The organism is Muribaculum sp. (assembly GCF_029051885.1).
Lineage (GTDB): Bacteria > Bacteroidota > Bacteroidia > Bacteroidales > Muribaculaceae > Muribaculum.
On record NZ_JAIDKI010000151.1, the window covers coordinates 1 to 21880 of the forward strand.

Sequence of the window (21880 nt, forward strand, 5' to 3'; positions counted from 1 at the left end):
ACTTACTTATTAGACAATTAAGCCACCCTTTACCCCCTAAACCGGTGGTATTATTTATTATTATACAAAGCTCTAAACAAATCTCTGAGTAATTATTCGGAAAATATGTGGGATTGTGACGCATATTTATAGAAATAATCTGTTTTTATTTTGAAAATAGTGTCAAAAAGTATAATTTTGTCGGAAATGGCTGGATTTATGCTTGATGTGCCTGCCGATAGATAAGATTCAAGAATTTTGCCGAAGAAACATCGAAATAATCTGACCGGAGAAATAAACATAAGTTTCGTATGAATAAACGTTTACTTGCAATGAAGTTCTCAGCCATGCTTGCAATGGTGGCACCATCTGCCTATGCGCAGTCAGTGGTGTTGGGCGAGGACTTCGAGGGCGCGGAATTCCCGCCCTCTGGATGGTCGCTCCTTGATAAGGATGGCGACGGAAAATGTTGGATTGGATATAGCGGAAATAGAGTCGACCAGGTAAGCGGCAGCAAAAAGCTCGCTGTCTCGTTTCTGCGCGACCCTTCCGATTATTCTGCCTACGAGGCCCAGGACAACTGGCTGATTACTCCCGCCGTGACGGTTTCCAACAACGCCCATGTGCTGGAGTTCAAATATGCCGCACAGGACATCGAGCATGCCGAGCCTCTTGAGGTACTTATCTCTGAGACCGGTACCGCCGCCGAAGACTTCACGACCTTCTATAGCGAGAAAGTCGACAACGGCTACATGGACGATATCGAAATCTATAGTTTCAGCCGTGCCCTTAGCGCATATGCCGGCAAGACCATCCATATCGCTTTCCGTCATCAGGCGTCGGGCACCTACGGTCTGAGCGTCGACAATGTATATGTGTACAATCAGCTCGGACCGGCCAAGCCCACCGGATTTACTGCAAAAGCGGGCGACAACGGCGCGCTGAGCGCCACACTCTCCTGGACCAACCCCTCCAAGACCGCCAACGGCCAGGCGCTGACCGAGCTGTCAATCCTCGTTTACCGCGACGATGAGCTTGTGGCTACCATCGACGACGTAGCCCTTGGCCAGGCTGCCACATGGACTGACAATGCTGCTCCCGCCGGAACACACAAGTATGCCATATCGGCCAAAAATGCCGAAGGCGAGACTCCCTTGTCGGCTGTACGCTCCGTATTTATAGGCGAGGATGTGCCAGCTGCCGCCAAAGACCTGATGGCAATGGCTATTGACGGAAAAATCACACTCACATGGACCGCTCCCACGACAGGAGCCAACAAGGGATTCGTCAACCTCGACAATCTTACATATACAGTAAGCCGCACTGTCGGTGGAGCCACCTCTACTGTAGCCACCGGAGTTACCGGCACGGCATATACCGATACCGCCGCTCCCGAGGGCAAGATGTGTGTCTACTCTGTCGTGGCCGTAAACAGTGCCGGCTCGTCGGCTGTCGACGGATATTCGTCGGCAATCATATATGGCGATGCTCTTGCCGACATGGGCGTGGCACAGACCACCGAGCGCAACAACTCGCTCAAGCGTCTGCCAATCGACCTTACCGACAAGACAGCCGTCTCGCAGACTATCTACACTCCCGACGACCTGCGTTTCATTCAGGGCGACATCACGGCTCTGGTCTACCGGGCTTTCCGCGGCATGGACAGCGACCTTACATTCCCTGTGAGGATTTATATAGCTCCTACCGGGCTTTCCGACCTTACTGCCGGATATGCCGACATGTCGGATGCCAAAGAGGTATACAAGGGTGAGATTACTCTCGGCAACGGTACCCGCGACATCGAAATCGCTCTTACCGAGCCCTATGCCTATCAGGGTGGCAACATCATCGTTACCTTTATAAAGGACAGCAATCCCACCGGTTCATATGCCGACCGCTTCATTTCGCTCGACCTTGGCGGTGCTCCCCGCAGCTTTATGAAATATGTGTCGGGCGAGGTCGACATCACTTCGCTCCCCACACCGGGTTATTCCGACAAAGCTGTTTCGGAGGTTCCTTCCACGCGTTTCATCATCAGCCCGAAAAATATCGGCTCACTATCCGGTAAAGTCACGGATTCGGCTACCGGACGTGCTATCTCCGGCGCTACCGTCAGTGTGCCTGCATATGCCGGCATGACGGTCACAACCGATGCCGAGGGCGCATACACACTCCGCTACGTGCCCGTAGCAGCCACTCGGATTACCGTCACAGCTCCCGGCTACGAAGATGCCGATGTGGCTGTAGATATCACCGACGGCAAGACTACGGTCAAGGATGTAGCCATGAAGCAGCTCGCCAACTATACCCTGTCGGGCTCTATAATCGCCGGCGATACACGCAAGGCCGCCGCAGGTGCGGTAGTGCGTATTGCTGGCTACGAGGAGGCCGCTGTGACTGCCGATGCCGAGGGCCGATGGAAGTTCGACGCCGTTTACTCCGGCAAAGACTACACTCTCAGCATCGAATATCCGCTCTACGATGTATTTAAATTAGAGTTTAACAATACATCCGAGACAGAGATTGCAGTCGGAACCACAGAACTTCAGCGCTCGCTCATACCGGCCTATGGCCTTGATGCCGCAGTGGCAGCCGACGGCAGTTCGGTGGCTCTTACATGGTTAGACCCCTTGTCGCGCGACGGCGAGACTGGCTGGAAGTCGGTAGGTGATATCTCCGAAATCGACAGTAATAGCGGTGACTACTCAAGTACCGACTACAATGTTGGCCACTACTACGGCAAGGAGCTTATCGCTGCCAAGAATATGGCCGGACTCTCAATCGGCGAAATCAAGGTCTATCTCAAAGCCTCGGCCGGTACATTCGTGGCCAAGGTGTGGAAAGGCACGCGCGACAATAATGTTGAGCTTGCCGCACAGACTATTCCCGCCGGACTCGTGACAGAGGCAGGCTCGTGGGTTACAGTGAAGCTCGACAATCCTGTTGAAATCAAGAAGGATACCGATTATATCGTGGGTGTGCAGTGCCTCAATGCCTCGAAGTATCCTCTCGGCACAGCCAAGAGAAGTACAGAGACAGGTGGTAACAATCAGCTCAAATGGGCCTATGATGACCCCTACGTCTACGACGGTTACTATCCATGGTGCATCATGGCCAACTGCATAGTGCCCGGCACCGAGGTGGCCATCGCTGACAATCCCGACGCTCCCAAGTGTGCCTACAATGTCTACCGCTCCACCGAGAAGGAGGGCGAATGGGAGAAACTCACATCATCGCCCGTCAATGAGATGTCGTTTACCGATGAGGGCTGGGCGTCGCTTGTATCCGGACGCTACCTCTATGCCGTGTCGGCAGTATATCTCAACGGCGAGTCGGCAAAAGCCACTTCCGACTCCCTCTCGCGCAGCAACGACATTGACGCCGGCGTTACAGCATTTGTGTCGCCTGTCAAGTCGGTCAACATACGCAATTCTGTCAGTGTCACCGTTACAGTGACCAACTTCGGCGAAAAACCCATCACCGGTTTCCCTGTCTCGGTCAAGCTCAACGATGCCGCTCCGGTCAGCAAGACCTTCGACGGTACCATCAACAAGGGTGAGTCGGCCGACATCACTATCGCCGACATCGAGCTGACAGAGGGTGTGCACACCTTCACCGCCTACACCTCGGTTGAGGGCGATCAGACTCCTGCCAACGACGCCTGCTCGCAGCTCATCCCCAACATCAGCAACGTCGAGCTCACCGGCTACCGCTGGAGCGCCTACGGCAATGCCGGATTCATGAAGATTCAGAGCAACGACCCCGAGAGCGCCGACTTCCTGCGTGAGGTTACTCCCAACGATGCGCTGGTAATCGCCGGAGAGTGTGTCGACGGACGTTTCTATGGCTATACTGCCACATGGTATGGCATGTCGCGCCAGTTTGTAGAGATTGACCCCGTCACCTGGACTGTGCAGCGTGCCGTCGACAATGCCGACGACTATATCCTCGACATGGCCTACGACTATTCGACCTCCACGATGTATGCCATCCGTCCCGACGGCGATAACGCCAACGTTGAGCTTGTCAAGGTCAATACCGACGACGGCACCGTCGAGGCTCTAGGTTCTGTAGGCTTCATTGTCCGTGCCCTCGCATGCAACGTTTCCGGCAAGCTATATGCTATTGGCGACGACGGCAACCTCTATACAATCAATCCCGCTACAGCCGAGCCGGCCCTTGTGGGTGCTACCGGAGTCACCAACGTGAAGTACCTCCAGTCTATGGCCTTTGACCACAACACCGGACGACTGTTCTGGGCCCACACCGGCGATAGCACCAACGGTGCCATCCACGAGGTCGACGCCGCATCCGGCAAGGCCACTCTGCTTGGCTCAACTCTGTTCAACAAGCTCGACGAAGCTGAAATCGTAGGCCTTTACACCCCCTACAAGCACCAGAGCTCTGCCATCTCGTCGGTCGGCGCTGCATCCGACGCTCTTGCCATCAGTGGCGATGAGCTTGGCAACATCACTGTAGACGCTACCGCCCCCGGTGTGCTTACCGTCTACAGCGCCGCCGGTGCTGCGGTAGCCACACATGCATTTGAGGCCGGACGTTCGGTAGTCGCTCTCGGAGTGGCTCACGGCGTATATGTAGTCTCTGCCAAGACCTCTGCTGCAACCGCTACAGTCAAGGTGGCCATACGCTGAGAAAATTGATTCACCATACTTATGGCACTGTGTCGACTTTACGGCACAGTGCCTTTTATATTATATATATGTGGTGCGGGGTTTTATTCACCTGTTTGCACCCTTATACGCGTCTGAAATTGGTATAATAGTCGGTTGTGTTGTATAATATATGCATACACTCTTTTATTTTCGGAAAAATAGATTATCTTTGCACAAAACTCGGGGAAATGTGTAACTGCAGGTAAAGTTCTATCGCACATTCCTGCTGCCTTTCAGCCATGTTGGCGTCAGACTGTTACATATTCCTTGTTTTATACATGCTTTTAGAGCCGTTATTCAGGCTCTTAACCGACTAATTCAAGTGAATAAGATATGGAATGCAGATATATGACCCCTGAAGAGGCGGTAAAAATGGTAAAGAGCGGCGACCACGTGTTTGTTCAGGGCAGTTGCTCGATACCTGAAGCTCTGATTGCAGCCCTTGCCAAGCGAGGGAGCGAGTTGCGCGATGTAGTTCTGTTCAATGCTTTCGCCCTCGGGCGCCGTGTGTCGCCGTTGTGCGATCCGGCCCTCAAGGATTCATTCCTTATCGACTCGTTCTTCGTGTCCAACGCTGTGCGCGGATGGGTCAACCAGGGATATGCCACCACCACTCCGCGTTTCTTCGGCCAGGTGCCGCAGCTGTTCCGCGACGGTACCATCGACCTCGACGTCGCCTTCATCAACTGTTCGCTCCCCGACAAGGACGGATACGTATCGTTTGGCGTATCAGCCGACCTTACACCCTCAGCCGTTGAGTGCGCCAAGATAATAATCGCTCAGATAAATCCACTGATGCCTTTTACATATGGCGATTCCGTGATACACATGTCGCGGATACATGCCCTTGTAAAGGTCAACGACCCTCTGGCCGAGACTCCCGACACTCTGCCTACTGAGAATGAACTGCGCATCGGCCGCTACATAGCCGAGCAGATACCCGACGGAGCTGTGTTGCAGGTAGGCGTAGGCACTATCCCCAATGCCGTGCTCCATTCGCTCGGTTCACACAAGCATCTCGGACTGCACACCGAGGCCATGACCGACGGCATGATGCCGCTCATCGAGTCGGGTGTAGTCGACAACTCTCTCAAGCAGGTCGAGCCGGGCCGCTCTGTAGCTTCACTCGCCCTCGGCACACGCCGTCTCTACGATTTCCTCGACCACAATCCGGGGGTGATATTCCGCGATATTGCCTGGGTCAACGACCCGTTTGTGATTGCTCAGAACCACAACATGGCCGCCATCAACTCATGTCTTGAAATCGACCTTTCGGGCCAGGTGTGCGCCGACTCTATCGGCACACGCATCTACTCGGGAGTCGGCGGCCAGCAGGATTTCGTCTACGGTTCATCGCGAAGTGTAGGCGGACAGTCGTTCATAGCCATGCTGTCGACCACCTCGCGCGGCGAAAGCAAAATCAAGCCCGTGCTTACTTCCGGTGCCGGAGTGGTAACAACCCGCTTCCAGACCAATTGGGTAGTCACCGAATACGGCGCCGTCAACCTCCGCGGCAAGAACATGATTGACCGTGCACGCCTCCTCATCTCCATCGCAGCACCCCAGTTCCGCGAAGAGCTCGACCGCGCCGCCTTCTCCATGCTCGGCTACGCCTACCGCCGCTGGCGTTGACCACGTTGACCTACACCTACATCCATTCGTCCTTTCGGCATCAACATGTACGACCCTGCCGGCAACATTTGACAAGTTTTCTAAAATAAATAGGGTAGGGTGTACGTTAATATGGCATATGGATGCCTGCAATGAAGGGCATCTTTTTCATGAATGAGACTTTTAAGGCCAAGGTCATATACACATTTCTTGCGGTCGAATGGACCGGCTGTGCGGTTGGTGGCGACGATAAGACGCTGTATGACAACCCGCTATACCACGATGCTGCTTCTTGCGGCGGTCGTGGCTGCCTTGCTTTGGGGGATAGCCGTGCCCGGAGCGCTCGCTTCACCGCAGTACCGCGACCCGGCCATACTGCCTCCGCCTCCGCCGTCGCGCGACATACCCGCGCAAGGATTATCCTCGGCCCCCGACAGCTCGGGACTCCCCGTGCTCACTCCGACCATACCGCCTGACTACAAAGCGCTTGCCGAGGATGAACTGGCCGCCGACCTGGCCACACCCTCTAATATTCGCACGGAAGTAGAATACGACATCGAGTCGGGATGCTACATCGTCCACACCAAGGTAGGCGAGTTTGATATCGCCACACCTTTTATGCTTACCCCGGCGCAGTACAATCAGTTGCAGCTCCGGCAGTCGATGCAGCAGTATTTCAACAAGCGCAACAGCGAGCTACTGAAGGGGGAGACGGAAAAAGAACCGTTCAACGTGCTCGACATGAACTTCGCCCTCGGACCGCTTGAGAAGATTTTCGGCCCGGGAGGCGTAAAGCTCAAGACCACAGGCTCCGTACAGATATCAATGGGCGTGAAGAGCAACAAGACCGACAACCCGGCCCTGTCGCTTACCGCACGTCGCCGCACATACTTCGACTTCGACCAGAAAATCCAGGCCAATGTCAACGCTTCTGTAGGCGACCGCATGAAGTTTGGCCTCAGCTACAACACCGACGCTACATTCGACTTCGACTCCAAAAACATAACCCTCGCCTACGAAGGCAAGGAGGACGATATCGTAAAAAGCATCGAGGCCGGCAACGTGTCGATGACCACCGGCTCGTCGCTGATACGCGGTAGCGCCGCACTGTTCGGTATAAAGTCGACACTACAGTTCGGCAAACTTACCGCCACCGCTCTTGTGTCGCAGCAGAACAGCGAGTCGCGCTCGGTGTCTACAAAGGGTGGTGTGCAGACTACCAAATTCTCGGTGAATGCCGACCAGTACGACCAGAACCGTCACTTCTTCCTGGCCCACTTCTTCCGCGACAATTACGACACATTTGCCTCCAAGCTCCCCTATGTGGCCTCGGGAGTGAGCATCACGCGTATCGAGGTATGGGTGACAAACAAGAGCGGCAACTACAACCAGTCGCGCAACATCGTATCGTTCATGGACCTTGGTGAGAGCCAGGTGCTTGCAAGCGATTACTGGCGCCCCAATCCGGCTGTTCCCAACCCTTCAAACACCTCCAATGCCCTTCTCGACATCATCAAGACCGATTATCCCGGTGCCCGAAACATCAACACCGTGACCCAGGCTCTCGACCCCCTCCAGGCATTCGGCATCGAGGGCGGACGCGACTTCGAGAAGGTGGAGAGCGCACGACTGCTGCAATCGTCGGAATACACTCTTAATTCCACACTCGGCTACATATCTCTGAAGACTGCGCTCAACGCCGACGAGGTGCTCGGCGTGGCCTACGAGTATACCTACCGCGGACAGGTGTTCCAGGTCGGAGAGTTTTCGGCCGACATCACCACCTCGTCCGACGCTCTCTACGTAAAGATGCTCAAAAACACCACTACCTCGCCCAAGGTGCCCATGTGGAAGCTGATGATGAAAAATGTATACTCTCTCGGTGCCTACCAGGTGGAGAAAAGCAATTTCCGTCTCAATATCAAGTATCTGAGCGACACTACCGGCACTCAAATCAACTATCTCCCCGTGCCCGGACTCACCGACAAGCCTCTGCTTCAGGTGATGAATCTCGACCGCCTCGACTCCAACCAGGAGGGCAATCCCGACGGATTTTTCGACTTCATCGAAGGCTATACCGTGCTTGCATCGTCGGGCAAGGTGATATTCCCTGTGGCCGAGCCGTTCGGGTCTCATCTCGAGAAGGCAATCGGCAACCCTGTGATTGCCGAAAACTATACATACCCCGAGCTTTATGACTCCACGCTGGTTGTCGCCCGCCAGCTCGCCCACAAGAATAAGTTTATCATCTCAGGCGAGTACCAGTCGTCGGGCGGCTCGCAGATTAGGCTCAACGCCATGAATGTGCCGCGCGGTTCGGTAGTGGTGATGGCCGGTGGCGTGAGGCTCACCGAGAATTCCGATTATACCGTCGACTATGCGATGGGAGTGGTGACTATCACCAACCAGAGTATTATCGACTCTGGCCAAAGCATATCGGTGACTCTTGAGAATCAGTCGATGTTCAACACCCAGCGCAAGACTCTGCTCGGGCTCGACCTCAACTATAAGTTCAACAAGGACTTCAATCTCGGAGCCACCATCATGCATTTTTCCGAGAAGGCTCTGACTGAAAAGGTGAATATCGGCGACGAGACGGTCAACAATACAATGTTCGGCATCAATCTCGCCTACAACACCCGCTTCATGTGGCTGACCAATCTGCTCAACAAGATACCTACGGTCAACGCCACACAGCCGTCGACGCTCAGCATACAGGCCGAGGCCGCACGCCTCCAGCCCCACAAGCAGAAATCAGGCTCCAACCGCGGGTCGTCGTATGTCGACGACTTCGAGTCGACACAGACCGGTATCGACCTCCGTTCGCCATATGCCTGGACTCTGGCGTCGACGCCATATCAGCAGGGGCCCGACGCGCTGTTCCCCGAGGCGGCGCTGAGCAACAATGTCGACTATGGCAAGAACCGTGCGCTCCTGGCATGGTACTATATCGACCGGATGTTTACACAGCGCAACTCGTCGCTCTGTCCCGGCTACATCGCCTCCGACCTCAAGCAGCTTTCCAATCCCTATGTGCGCGAGGTCACATCAACCGAAATTTTCCCCGACAGGCAGCTTGCCTACGGCGAGTCAAACCTCATACAGACTCTCAACCTCTCATTCTATCCCACCGAGCGCGGACCCTACAACCTCGATGCCGTCAACATCGACGACCAGGGCAATCTCATGCAGCCCGAAAAACGCTGGGGAGGAATCATGCGCAAGCTCGACAACACCAACTTCGAGCAGGCCAATATCGAGTATGTGCAGTTCTGGCTCATGAATCCGTTCATGGACCCTGACAATCCCAATACCGAGGGAGGTGATTTCTATCTCAACTTCGGCGAGGTAAGCGAGGATATCCTTAAGGACGGACTCAAAAGCTACGAAAACGGCATACCCTACGACGGCAACAACCAGTTTCTCGAAGAGACCGTGTGGGGACGCGTGTCGCGACAGAACTCCCTCACCTACGCCTTCGACAACAATGCAGGCTCCCGACTGGTACAGGACGTAGGTCTCGACGGCCTTAAAAACGACGAGGAGTTTACATTCTCATCCTATTCCGACTATCTCGACGGACTGCGCCGCAAGCTCGCGCCCGATGCTATCGACCGTATGCACGCCGACCAGTTCTCGCCGTTCAACGACCCCGCCGGCGACAATTACCACTTCTACCGCGGCTACGACTACGACGAGCAGCGCCTCAGTGTGCTCGAGCGCTACAAGCATTACAACGGAGTCGAGGGCAACTCCCTGTCTCCGTCCGACGCTCCCGAACCCCTCTACCAGAGTTCACGCACAGGGCCTGATGTCGAGGATATCAACCAGGACAATACCCTCAACGAGTATGAGCGCTACTTCCAGTATAAGGTGTCGCTTCGTCCCGAGGATTTTGTCGTGGGCAAGAACTATATCACCGACAAGCAGGTGTCGCCGGTGGTATGCCGCGACGGTACCACCCAGATGGCCGAATGGTACCAGTTTAAGATACCTCTGTCCGACTACGAGCGCGTAGTGGGGTCAATCAACGACTTCTCGACCGTGCGCTTCATGCGTATGTTCATGACCGGATTCAAGGCGGTGACCCATCTGCGCTTCGCCACCCTCGAGCTGGTGCGCGGCGAGTGGCGTCCCTACAGCTATTCGCTCAACACCCGTGGCGACTCTCCCGCCGAGGGCGAGCTCGACATTTCGGTGGTGAATATCGAGGAGAATGCCGGACGCGAGCCTGTCAACTATGTGCTCCCTCCGGGCGTGACACGTGCCACCGACCCCGGACAGTCGCAGATACTTCAGCTCAACGAGCAGTCGATGTCGCTCAAGGTGCTCGGCCTTCAGCCGGGCGACGCGCGCGCCGTGTACCGCAACACACAGCACGACCTCCGCAACTACAAGAGGCTGCAGATGTGGGTACATGCCGAAAGTCTTATCGACAATGTCACCAATCTGCGCAGCGGCGAGCTGTCAATATTCCTGCGCCTCGGTTCCGATATCAAGAACAATTATTATGAATACGAGATTCCCCTCACGCTGACTCCTCACCGCAAATACGACCGGGAGAATGTCGAGGACCGTTACGCCGTATGGCCGCTCTCCAACCGCTTTGACTTCGCCCTTCAGGAGCTTGTAAGCCTTAAGAAGGAGCGCAACCGGGCCAAGCACGACCCGGCGAGCGGAGTAGGGTATACCACACTCTTCACCGGCCGCGACCCCGACAACGAGGCCAACCGCATGGCCGTGATGGGCAATCCCTCGCTTAGCGATGTGCGTGTGATGATGATTGGTGTGCGCAACAACGCATCTACCGCCCGCGACGGTATCGTGTGGGTCAACGAGCTTAAAGTCACCGACTTCGACGAGTCGGGAGGATGGGCTGCAAAGGCTAATGTGAATATCGGCGTGAGCGACATTGCCACCCTCAATTTCGGCACACACATCGAGACTGCCGGATTCGGCGGTGTCGATCAGCCGCTCAATGCGAGACGCATGGACGACTATCGCCAGTTTAACTTTGCCGTACAGGCCGATATGGGACGTTTCTTCCCTGAGAAGCTCAAACTTAAGGCTCCCGTATATTATTCGGTAAGCAACGAGACCACTCTGCCCAAGTACAACCCTCTTGACCAGGACGTGCTCCTCAAGGATGCGCTCGACGAGGCCACTACGAAGGCCGAGCGCGATTCCATACGTGATTATGCCATCGAGAAGTCCACTATCAAGAGCTTCAGTATATCCGGACTACAGTTTGACCGCCGCTCCGAGAAGTCGATGCCTTGGGATCCGGGCAACTTCGTGTTCAACTTCTCGTTCAACAAGCGTCATAATTCCGACCCTACTACCGAGTATGAGAATACCAACGATTACCGCGGCTCGCTGCAATATACATGGTCGCCCTATCTCAAGGGTGCCAAACCTTTCGGCTGGATTAAATCGAAAAACCGCAATCTGAAGTTCTTCAAGGAGTGGGAGGTCAACTACCTGCCGTCCAACATATCGTTCCTTACCACCATGTCGCGCTATTACTACGAGCAGCAGACACGTTCGGAGGTCGACCAGATGATGACGCTTCCGGTGTCGGTAAGCAAGAATTTCCTTTGGGACCGTCAGCTCAATCTCACATGGAATCTTACCAAGCAGCTGACATTCAACTTTGCCAGCAACACCTCGGCTCGAATCGAGGAGCCGGTCGGGGCTGTCAACCGTCGCCTCTTCCCCGACAGGTATAAGGAGTGGCGCGATACGGTGATACAGTCGATATTGCGCATGGGTACCCCCTGGGCCTACAATCAGACATTCACCGCCAGCTACAAGGCGCCGTTCTCGCGCATTCCGGTGGTCGATTTCCTTACAGGCTCGGTCACTTACAATGCCACCTACCGCTGGGATCGCGGCGCTACAGTCGACGGCGAGAAGGTAGGCAATACCATCGCCAACCAGGCGGCATGGAACTTCGACGGACGACTCAATCTCGAAGGCCTCTACAACAAGTTCTCCTATCTGAAGAAGGTCAACCAGAGGTTCTCTTCGGTAAAGCGCGCCACTGCGCCCAAGAAGGCGAAGCGCTTTGAGCGCACGTTTAAGCTCAACGCCGACACGTCGCTGATGATACGCCACAATCTGCGCAACCGCAAGCTCAAGGTCACTGCCACCACATCCGACGGCAAGCCGTTTGTGGTAAGGACACGGGTCAAGGATTTAAATACCATAGAGGTGCTTACCCGTGGCGACCAGAACATCAAGTTTACCATCATCGAGGTGCTTAAGGAAGAAAAGACAATCTGGCGCGAGATTGGCGAGCATGCCACACGCTTCGCCATGATGACACGCTCGGTCAACATACGTTACCGCACGAGTCATTCCATGTCGTTGCCGCTCTTCGGCCCCGATATCGGCAACGTGTTCGGACAGAGCCGCAGCTATGGGCCTATGTCGCCGGGCCTCGACTTCGCGTTCGGTTTCTCGGGCGAGGACTATGTGGCCAAGGCCAAGGAGCGCGGATGGCTGATGATTGATGAGAATCAGACATCACCATCCATATGGTCGACTACCAATGAGTTTAACCTCGATATCGACCTCGAGCCTCTGCGCGGCCTGAAAATCAAGCTCACAAACAACCGTACCGACAATCATAACAATCAGGTGCAGTTCATGTATGCCGACATGCCTACCACACGCACCGGAAGCTACACCAAGACTCACTGCATCCTGCGCACGGCCCTGCGCACGTCGCGTGCCGAGGATGGCTACAACAGTGCCGCATTCAATCAGTTCCTGGAGAATATTCCTGTGATAGCAGGCCGCATCGAGGCCCGCTATCACGGCACCACATATCCTACCGGCGGATTCATGACCGACAACCCCAATGCCGGCCGACCGTTCTCGACAAAGGTAGGCGAGGCCAACCGCGCTTCGTCCGATGTGCTCATACCCGCATTCATTGCAGCATACACCGGTGTCGACGCCCGGAAGATATACCTCACGCCCTTCCCGAAACTTACCGACATACTCCCCAACTGGAGAGTGACCTACGACGGCCTCATACGCATCGGACGCCTTAGCGAGATATTCAAGACCGTGACCCTCAACCATGCCTACCAGTGTACCTACACGGTGGGTTCCTACGGCTCGTATCTCAACTGGATGCAGGTAGGCACCGGCGACATGGGATTCGTGCCCAACTCCGACGGGGCGCCTATACCGTCGTCCCCCTACAATATATCCACAGTGTCGATTGCCGAGAAGTTCTCTCCGCTCATCGGTATTGCTGTCACGCTCAAGAACGACCTGAAATTCAATGCCGAATACCGCGACGGGCGTACCCTTACTCTCAATTCCGATGCCGGACAGCTCGTCGAGGCCAACACCCGCAACATCACGGCCGGCGTAGGCTACAAAATCGTAGGCTTCAACACCGTGCTTAAGATGCGTGGCTCGGGTCAGGGAATCTCCAACGACCTTACCATCAACGCCGACTTCTCCTACCAGCAGACACAGGCGCTCATACGCCGCATAGAGACCAACTACGCACAGGCCACATCCGGCACGCGCACCATAGGATTCAACCTCTCGGCATCATATGTGATGAGCCGCCGCATGACCATCTCGGCCTATATCGACCACCAGGTCAACACACCCCTGATATCATCCTCAGCCTATCCCACCACCAACTCCAACTACGGCATAACCTTCAACCTCAACCTCGCCCGTTAATCCGTACCTGTTGTCTTTTGTGCGGCTGTCGTTGATTTTCGCGAGCATCAGTTCGTAGATGTGGCGCGCCTGCTCCTCCCGGAGGCTTCTGATGGTGAATGTGGTGCCTGGGGTTGATAGCGACAGGGATACACGCCCGGTAAAACGTGACATTGGAGTACGGCCGGTTCTCACCACCTCTACGTTGTCGTATTTCAGGTAATTCTTTATCTCGGCAAAGCGTCCGTTTCCGATTATGATATATGACTCTTTGAGGGTGATGTGGCTGTGGCGCATCGTCAGGATGCCTTTGGGTATGCCTGCTGACAGGTAGATGGCCGGAACTATTATCCAGACGTATAGCCCGAGATACCACAGCGCCACTGTGGCCGCGGAGGAGAGAATCAGGTCGGCCAACAGTGAGTGTAACGCCACTCCTTTGCCTGATTTGGCTGTGGTGACTGACGCCTCCGCTCCGTAGCCTTGTCCGAGCCACCACCCGAGGAAAAAGTCGGAACAATCTTGCCCGTAAATCTTCAGATTGTCATCCTCTTTCTGCATGCTTGAGTTAAAGGCCTGCTTCATGGCGAGTGTGCAAAGGCCCGATTGTTTTTCGGGGTAATTGCGTTTGACCCATATCGTGCATATCTTGTCGCGTGCGAATCGGCTGCTCATGCGTGAAAACAGTCCGTGACTGAAAGTCAGCGTCTTTTTGCCGTATGTAAGCGAAAGGTCGTAGTATCGCAGGAGCACTTTTCCCAGCCACAGCACGAGCGACACTATGTAGGTCGCTGCCAAAATCATGGCTATGCCGGCCACTGACACGGCGAAATGGTCGGCATGCGATTCAATATAGTCTGCGATTATATCAAAGGAGTTGTCACACACGTTTGACATACCGTTGTAAATGAATGCCGCTAATCCGCCCAGCACCACCATCCCTTTCAAGTGGTTCTGACACAGCGCGTCGAGTATCAGATTCTTGTTGCTGAATCGTCTGAACGAGGTGGGATTGTAGACGGGAGGCATATCCGGAGCAGCGGTCTGCGGACGCTCCTGACGCTCGATGCGGTTCAGGAGGCTCTGCCAGTCAGCTTCGCTGAGTATGAGTTCGATTTCCTCACCCTGCGCCGCAAGAGTGTCGAAAAGCACACCTCTCATGCCCAGAATACGGTATAGAAGGCCTTGCCGCGTGCGCAGTGTGTGTATGCTGTTGAGGGGTATGGTGGTAGTGACACTGCTTAGCAGGTTGTGGCGGTAGATGAGGTTTCCACCATCTACATGAAATTTTATCTTATAGTACGCCATTAAGGCCACTACCAGCGCTAATGCGATAGTGCCGCCGAGCATGGCTGCGATTTTCAGCAGGTTTCCGACTAAGTCGCCGTCGGAATTGAAGATTTTATATGTCCAGAAGATGATGGCTGCATTGAATACAAATTTGAAGTACTTCAGAAAATATATGAAAAACGCACCGAGGCTCATCCTCTGTGGAACAGAGAAATCAGTCATGAGTGTTTCAGTCGTTGGGTTATGACATTCTTGATTCCCTCGGCCTTATCCTTGGTGAGGCCCTGGACTGCGAGCGACGACATGCCTTGTGCTCCGTTGTCGATATCGATTGAATATAAGCCGAAAAACTTGGATACAGGATTCTGACAGATGCTTACCTGCTGTATTCTGGAGAATGGCACAGTAGTGATTTTGGGAAATATCACCCCGCTGCGGTAGGTGATGTCATGTTCGCGGAGTGCAAACCCCTTGGCCTGATACGCTTTCCTGAGTATTGCGATATTGATGATGAATGACACGACAATCACAGCCTCGGCTGCGACACACCACCATGGGCTCTCTGCGAGAAGCAGCAACAATGCGAGCGCCGCCATAACAGCGTAGGCGATGACTGCGCTTGCCATCTGCACTGACTTGTATTTCGGGGCCACCGGCTCGTAGTGAAGTTCCTCAATCCGGTCGGTCGTATCGGCCTCTATCTGATAGTTGCTCATATCTTTAAGAAAATCGTAAAAATTACTTTATAAATGCGGTGTTTTGTGAATATGTGTAGAGATTTGGTCACAAATATAGTTAAAATTACATTCTTTACGACTTACTTATACGAAGATATTGCAGGATTCGCTGATAATTACGATTGACCGTGCAACTTACAGATTTGCTGTATTTGGCCTCTGAATCATAGTGCAGGAATAAGAAATATTAATTAAATTTGTGGCATATAAACGCTTTAAGAGAATGAAACTGATTGCCGATAGCGGCGGCACCAAGGTCGAGTGGGCTTTGGTGGATGCCGGAAAGGTTGTGAAGCAGATTTTCACTTCCGGGATTAACACGCTGATACTTACTGAAGAAGAAATCTCACAATATATAGACGACGAGCTGATACTACAGCTTGGCGACCTCGTCCGCAATGTCACCGAGGTATATTTCTATGGTGCCGGATGTGTCGACGACGATGTATGCCGCACGGTGCGCCGCGCCATACGCGCCAACATACCTGTCGACGCCGTCGAGGCTCATTCCGACCTGCTCGGAGCCGCGCGTGCCATTTTCGGACGCGAGAGCGGCATAGCCTGCATACTCGGCACCGGTGCCAACTCCGGATACTACAACGGTACTCTCATCAAGGACCATATAAGCCCGCTGGGCTATATACTCGGCGACGAAGGGAGCGGAGCCGTGCTCGGACGCCATCTTATCGGCGATGTGCTCAAGCATCAGCTGCCGCGCGAGCTGTGCGACCGTTTCCTCGACGAATACAATCTCGACTCTGCGGCAATCCTGCGCCGTGTATACAAAGAGCCGATGCCCAACCGGTTCCTGGCGAGCGTGACACCGTTCCTGCTGAAAAACATCGAGGAGCCCGCCATACACCGCCTGGTGCTCAACGAGTTCAAGTCGTTTTTCGTGCGCAATGTCGCACAGTACGACAATTACCGCAACCTTCCTGTAGGTTTCGTGGGCTCAATCGCCTACCATTACCGCAATGTGCTTGAGGAAGCCGCCGCCGCCCTCGACACTACTATATCCATCGTACTGCGCACTCCGATGGAGGGCCTGGTGCGCTATCATTCCGAAGGCTGACCATAAACTACTCAATCACCGAAACCACACATTTACCCTATACCACTTCCCTTCAGATGAATACCGAACTTATCCTCGTCAATATATCCGGATATGACCGTCCGGGCGTGACAGCGACTCTTACCGATATTCTTGCACGCTACGATGCCTCGATTCTGGATATCGGCCAGGCCGACATCCACCACACCCTTTCGCTCGGTATCCTTTTCAAGACCTCGGGCGAGCTTTCCGGAAACATAATGAAAGACCTCCTCTTCAAGGCGTCGGAACTTAACGTGCAGATACGCTTTACTCCGGTTCCTGTAGGCGAATATGAGGAGTGGGTAACGATGCAGGGGAAGAACCGCTGGATTGTCACCATACTCGGGCGCCAGCTGACGGCACGACAGATTGCCGCCGTTACATCGATTATTGCCGAGCAGCAGCTCAATATCGACGGCATACAGCGCCTTACCGGACGTGTGCCGCTCGAGGACTCGAAGCCCGCCGGTGCAAAAGCCTGTGTGGAATTCTCCGTGCGAGGCAATCCTCGCGATATCAGCCGGATGCAGAGTGAATTCATGCGTCTGTCGGCAACCGAAAATTTCGACATATCTCTCCAGGAGGACACCATGTACCGTCGTTGCCGCCGCCTCGTGTGCTTCGATATGGACTCTACCCTTATCGAGACCGAGGTAATCGACGAGCTGGCCATACGTGCCGGTGTCGGCGACAAGGTAAAAGCGATTACAGAGCGCGCCATGCGTGGTGAAATCGACTTCGACGAGAGCTTCCGCGAACGTGTGGGGCTGCTTAAGGGGCTTGACGAGAGCGTGATGCGTGATATCGCCGAGAACCTTCCTATTACCGAAGGCGTGGGCCGCATGATGCAGGTGCTCAAACGCGCCGGATTCAAGACCGCCATACTGTCGGGCGGATTCACCTACTTCGGAAACTATCTCAAGCAGAAATTCGGATTCGACTACATGTATGCCAACGAACTTGAAATCATCGACGGCAAACTTACCGGACGTCATCTCGGCCCGATTGTCAACGGTGCCCGCAAAGCCGAGCTTCTGCGCCTGCTCGCTCAGGTAGAGAATATCAATATCGCCCAGACAATAGCTGTGGGCGACGGTGCCAACGACCTGCCGATGCTTACTACAGCCGGTCTGGGCATAGCCTATCATGCCAAACCCAAGGTGAAGGCTACCGCCGGTCAGAGCCTTTCTACAATCGGTCTCGACGGAGTGCTTTATTTCATAGGATTCAAGGATTCATTCATCTCCGATGGCACGGTGTAAGACAGCCGGTCATGTCGGTATGTGCCTGTGCACCATATCGTTGAGGCTGTTGGCCATACTGTCGGCTATATGTGTGTCATGGGTTCACGCGGCATATGCCGGGGTGAAGCCCGCGCCGCAGTCGGTAGGCCTTGTGCTGAGCGGCGGAGGAGCCAAGGGCATAGCCCATATAGGTGTTATCAAGGCTCTGGAAGACAATAATATACCTATCGACTATATCGCCGGTACATCTATGGGAGCTATAATCGGAGGTCTGTATGCCGCAGGATATACCACCGACGAGATGCTCGATATGATTCTTTCCAAGGAGTTTTCATATTGGTCGACAGGCACAATCGACCCTTCCTACATATATTATTATGCCAAGGAAGAGCCCACGCCCCATATGGTGAAGCTCAATCTGAGCCTGCGCGATTCGACCGGCACTTCGGGCATACTGCCCACTTCGCTTATCAATCCTCTCCCCATGAATTTCGCTTTCATGAATCTTTTCGCGAAGTATTCGGCGCAGTGCGGAGGCGACTTCAACCGGCTTTTCGTGCCGTTCCGCTGTGTGGCCTCCGATGTCTACCACAAGCACAAGGTTGTGATGCGCTCCGGCTCGCTCGGCGACGCCATACGTGCCTCCATGTCGTTTCCAATGGTGTTCGAGCCTATCGAAATCGATAGCGTGCTTATGTACGACGGCGGTATCTACGACAATTTTCCGGTCGATGTGATGCGCTCTGATTTCGCTCCCGACATAATGATTGGCGTGGATGTGAGCGCTCCCGACACCAAACCCGACCGCAACAACATGTTCCAGCAGCTTGAGGACATGATTATCCAGAACAACGACTACTCCCTGCCCGCCGAGGAGGGGATAAAGATACGTGTGCCTGTACAGCAGTTCGGATTGCTTGACTTCCCGCTTGCCAGGGAAATATATCAGATAGGCTACGACAAGGCCATGTCGATGATGGACTCGATAACAACCCGTGTCACTGCCCGCGTCCCTGCTGAGGCGCGTGCGCTGCGCCGCGAGGTGTTTAAGTCGGCCACACCTTATGTGCGATTCGACTCTGTGAGTGTGGCGGGCGGTTCGCCTGGGCAGAACGAGTTTATACGCTACACTTTCACCCACAATGAGCCGGATACATTCGGCCTGGAGCGTGCCAAGGATGCATATTACCGCATTATCTCCGGAGGCAAACTGCGCAATCTCGTGCCGCGCGCCGTCTACAATGACTCCACCTCCATGTTTACACTCGACCTCAACGCCGATGTCAAAAACAAGTTCAATGTAGGCATGGGTGGCTACATCACCTCTACGAGCAATTCGATGCTCTTCCTCTCGTCGGGTTATTCGACACTAAGTTTCAACTCGCTCAATATCGGTGTCGACGCCTGGATAGGACAGAGCTATATGGCATGTACGGCGAGGGCGCGTGTGGCAATGCGCAGCGCCATACCCTCGTATCTCGAGCTTCAGGGTGTGATATCCCGGACCAAGGAGTACGACAGCGGCCGTATATTCTACGACGAAGGCTCTACTCTGGCCACCTCAGCCGAGCTTTTCCTGCGCCTCAACTACGGTATTGCCGTAGGCCGCAGCGGCAAAGCCGTGCTGTCGGCAGGCATCGGACGCCTGAGCCACCGGTTCTACGACGCTCTGATTGTGGCGCCTGTCGACCGCGACCGCCTTACCCTGCGCCTTGCTCAGGTGCGTGCCGTGTATGAGCGCAACACACTCAACGATCCGTCGTCGCCTACCACCGGCATGCGTCTGCGCGCCGCAGCGCTGGGTGTGTACGGCAACGACACATACTTCCCTGAAAACGACCGTGCCCGCTCTGTCGCCGGCAACGACAGATGGTGGGTGCAGGGCGAGCTGGAGTTCGACCGTTACTGGCAGCTGGCCAAACGATTCTATTTCGGCGTTACCTCAACTACGGTGGCATCGTCGCAGAAGGAGTTTGACACATATGCCGCCACTGAGGTGATGCTCCCCTCGTTCCGTCCCGTCCCTTCATCCTACGGATATTTCAACACCCGCTTCCGCAGCAGTCAGTTTACCACTTTGGGCATTGTGCCGGTGTGGAATCCATTCGGACTGTTCCAGCTGCGTGCCGGCCTCTATTGCTTCATGCCTTGGCGCGAGGTGCGTCCTGCGCTCCTGCCGGCAGCCGGTGGTGCGTCGGTGGTCGGTGTGGAGTATGGCGAATGGTTCCGTAATCCGCGTTTTATAGGTGAGCTGAGGGCTGCTTACTCCCTGCCGTTCGCCCAGATTGCGGCATATGCCAACTATAGCGATTCGCCCGGCAACAGGTGGAACTTCGGTCTGTCGTTCGGTCTGTTCTTCCTCGCTCCGAGATTTATGCACTGAGCGTGGCGATGCCGACGCCGACGTCATATGCACAGTCGCTGTATTGCTCATTGAACCGCTTTTTAAATAGACTATTTCCTTTCTATGGCCTCACGCTCCTCATTCTCAGTATTTTGCGCTGCTGCCACGGCTGCATTGTGCTTACCGTCGGCAGTCAGCGGCAGCGACGGCGGCACAACCCCGTCGCGACGTTACTATTCACCCGCCGACACGGTTGTGGCCGTACCCTCCGATGCATCCTGTTTTGCCGTAGAGCTGCGGGCATCCTTGCCGGGAATGAAAGAGGGGAGGGGATGTTCGGCCGACCGGCTGGGGCTGACCGATGAATCGGGACAGTGGGTGATGCTTCTCGGATTCAACTCCGACTACGGCTCCGAGCTTGACCGCCGCGGGCTACGGCTTGTCTACGGGCATACGGATAGCGCCGGACGCAGGGTTGCGGCTGATTCTGTCGACATCTACGATGGTGTGAACACAATGAGAGGCTTCAACACGCTCGCTCTGGAGTGGAGCAGGATAGAGTCGGCCCAATCGGAGGCGCGTCTTGATATTTTTGTCGGCAGCAACCGTCCGCGGCTTGCCATGTCGGTGGGAGCGCCGATGCCCGACGGGGCTGTACGTATATCCGGACACGGGAGCAGGGAGGTCGAGACGCTCATGACGGAGTGGAGTGTGGATCCGCGCGACGAGCTGTTTACCGGATGGACTGAAGAGTCGCTTGCTGCGCATTTCTCGCAGTCGGGCGACCCTGTGGAGGGGTACTGGAGCTATTTCGACCGTCGCACCGATGATGACCGCGCGCGTATCGGCGGGAAATACCGCCTGGCGATTGTAGGCAACGGAAGTCAGGGCGGCTACGACATACTTTATGCCGACGGTGCCGTGACAGGTGCCGGCATATGGCGTAAAGCTATGCTTAAAGGGCGTATGACCGCCACGCGCTTCGAGCACATGTGGCAGATTGAATGGTATGATGCCATGGGCCTGCGTCTCGATGACGATGAAGCCTATGCCACGCTTTCACTCCCTGCCGGAGTGCTCTCCGTGGAGTTTCCTCTGTATCGCTCACGCGTACGCTTCGCCAAGGACTGACAATGATAAGGCGAAGTATATAAGTATATAATGATAAAGCGAAGTATATAAGATGTCTCTAATACACATATGACGAAGCCGACGAA

The 21880-nt window shown here is 54.7% G+C and carries 9 protein-coding genes; 7 read left to right on the plus strand and 2 right to left on the minus strand.

The genetic code is table 11. The features are described from left to right. The first annotated feature begins 290 nt into the window (after positions 1 to 290). The 3 genes from K2I50_RS06405 to sov all read left to right on the plus strand — a co-directional run bounded on the left by K2I50_RS06405 (position 291) and on the right by sov (position 13976). Positions 291 to 4631, plus strand: a complete 4341-nt coding sequence (locus K2I50_RS06405; protein ID WP_301025385.1) for a choice-of-anchor J domain-containing protein — start codon at positions 291 to 293, stop codon at positions 4629 to 4631. A 354-nt stretch (positions 4632 to 4985) separates the two neighbouring features. Further along, the gene (locus K2I50_RS06410) at positions 4986 to 6284 is read left to right on the plus strand and encodes an acetyl-CoA hydrolase/transferase family protein (protein ID WP_301025387.1); all 1299 of its coding nucleotides are present in this window, start codon (positions 4986 to 4988) and stop codon (positions 6282 to 6284) included. A gap of 240 nt (positions 6285 to 6524) precedes the next feature. Next, complete coding sequence (gene sov, locus K2I50_RS06415) at positions 6525 to 13976, plus strand: T9SS outer membrane translocon Sov/SprA (protein WP_301025388.1); 7452 nt, start codon at positions 6525 to 6527, stop codon at positions 13974 to 13976. Here the strand turns inward: sov and K2I50_RS06420 are convergent. Together K2I50_RS06420 and K2I50_RS06425 are read right to left on the minus strand one after the other, a co-directional pair. Continuing rightward, positions 13914 to 15467, minus strand: a complete 1554-nt coding sequence (locus tag K2I50_RS06420) for a PH domain-containing protein (RefSeq protein ID WP_301025390.1) — start codon at positions 15465 to 15467, stop codon at positions 13914 to 13916. The genes sov and K2I50_RS06420 overlap by 63 nt on opposite strands. After that, a complete protein-coding gene (locus tag K2I50_RS06425) occupies positions 15464 to 15961 on the minus strand; it encodes a PH domain-containing protein (RefSeq protein WP_301025391.1) in 498 nt (165 codons plus the stop codon). The genes K2I50_RS06420 and K2I50_RS06425 overlap by 4 nt, the downstream gene beginning before the upstream one ends. 244 nt (positions 15962 to 16205) lie before the next feature. Between K2I50_RS06425 and K2I50_RS06430 the strand changes: the two genes are divergently transcribed. The 4 genes from K2I50_RS06430 to K2I50_RS06445 all read left to right on the plus strand — a co-directional run bounded on the left by K2I50_RS06430 (position 16206) and on the right by K2I50_RS06445 (position 21794). Next, the gene (locus K2I50_RS06430; protein WP_301025393.1) at positions 16206 to 17054 is read left to right on the plus strand and encodes an ATPase; all 849 of its coding nucleotides are present in this window, start codon (positions 16206 to 16208) and stop codon (positions 17052 to 17054) included. Positions 17055 to 17110: 56 nt separating this feature from the next. Then, a complete protein-coding gene (gene serB / locus K2I50_RS06435; RefSeq protein ID WP_301025395.1) occupies positions 17111 to 18337 on the plus strand; it encodes a phosphoserine phosphatase SerB in 1227 nt (408 codons plus the stop codon). After that, the gene (locus K2I50_RS06440; RefSeq protein ID WP_301025396.1) at positions 18324 to 20702 is read left to right on the plus strand and encodes a patatin-like phospholipase family protein; all 2379 of its coding nucleotides are present in this window, start codon (positions 18324 to 18326) and stop codon (positions 20700 to 20702) included. The genes serB and K2I50_RS06440 overlap by 14 nt, the downstream gene beginning before the upstream one ends. An 84-nt stretch (positions 20703 to 20786) precedes the next feature. Further along, complete coding sequence (locus tag K2I50_RS06445; protein WP_301025398.1) at positions 20787 to 21794, plus strand: hypothetical protein; 1008 nt, start codon at positions 20787 to 20789, stop codon at positions 21792 to 21794. Positions 21795 to 21880 lie beyond the last annotated feature (86 nt).

What these genes read in the sequence shown, in the direction of transcription:
- K2I50_RS06405 (WP_301025385.1), top strand. Translation starts at nt 291, where the DNA reads ATGAATAAACGTTTACTTGCAATGAAGTTCTCAGCCATGCTTGCAATG.
- K2I50_RS06410 (WP_301025387.1), top strand. Translation starts at nt 4,986, where the DNA reads ATGGAATGCAGATATATGACCCCTGAAGAGGCGGTAAAAATGGTAAAG.
- sov (WP_301025388.1), top strand. Translation starts at nt 6,525, where the DNA reads ATGACAACCCGCTATACCACGATGCTGCTTCTTGCGGCGGTCGTGGCT.
- K2I50_RS06420 (WP_301025390.1), bottom strand. Translation starts at nt 15,467, where the DNA reads ATGACTGATTTCTCTGTTCCACAGAGGATGAGCCTCGGTGCGTTTTTC.
- K2I50_RS06425 (WP_301025391.1), bottom strand. Translation starts at nt 15,961, where the DNA reads ATGAGCAACTATCAGATAGAGGCCGATACGACCGACCGGATTGAGGAA.
- K2I50_RS06430 (WP_301025393.1), top strand. Translation starts at nt 16,206, where the DNA reads ATGAAACTGATTGCCGATAGCGGCGGCACCAAGGTCGAGTGGGCTTTG.
- serB (WP_301025395.1), top strand. Translation starts at nt 17,111, where the DNA reads ATGAATACCGAACTTATCCTCGTCAATATATCCGGATATGACCGTCCG.
- K2I50_RS06440 (WP_301025396.1), top strand. Translation starts at nt 18,324, where the DNA reads ATGGCACGGTGTAAGACAGCCGGTCATGTCGGTATGTGCCTGTGCACC.
- K2I50_RS06445 (WP_301025398.1), top strand. Translation starts at nt 20,787, where the DNA reads ATGGCCTCACGCTCCTCATTCTCAGTATTTTGCGCTGCTGCCACGGCT.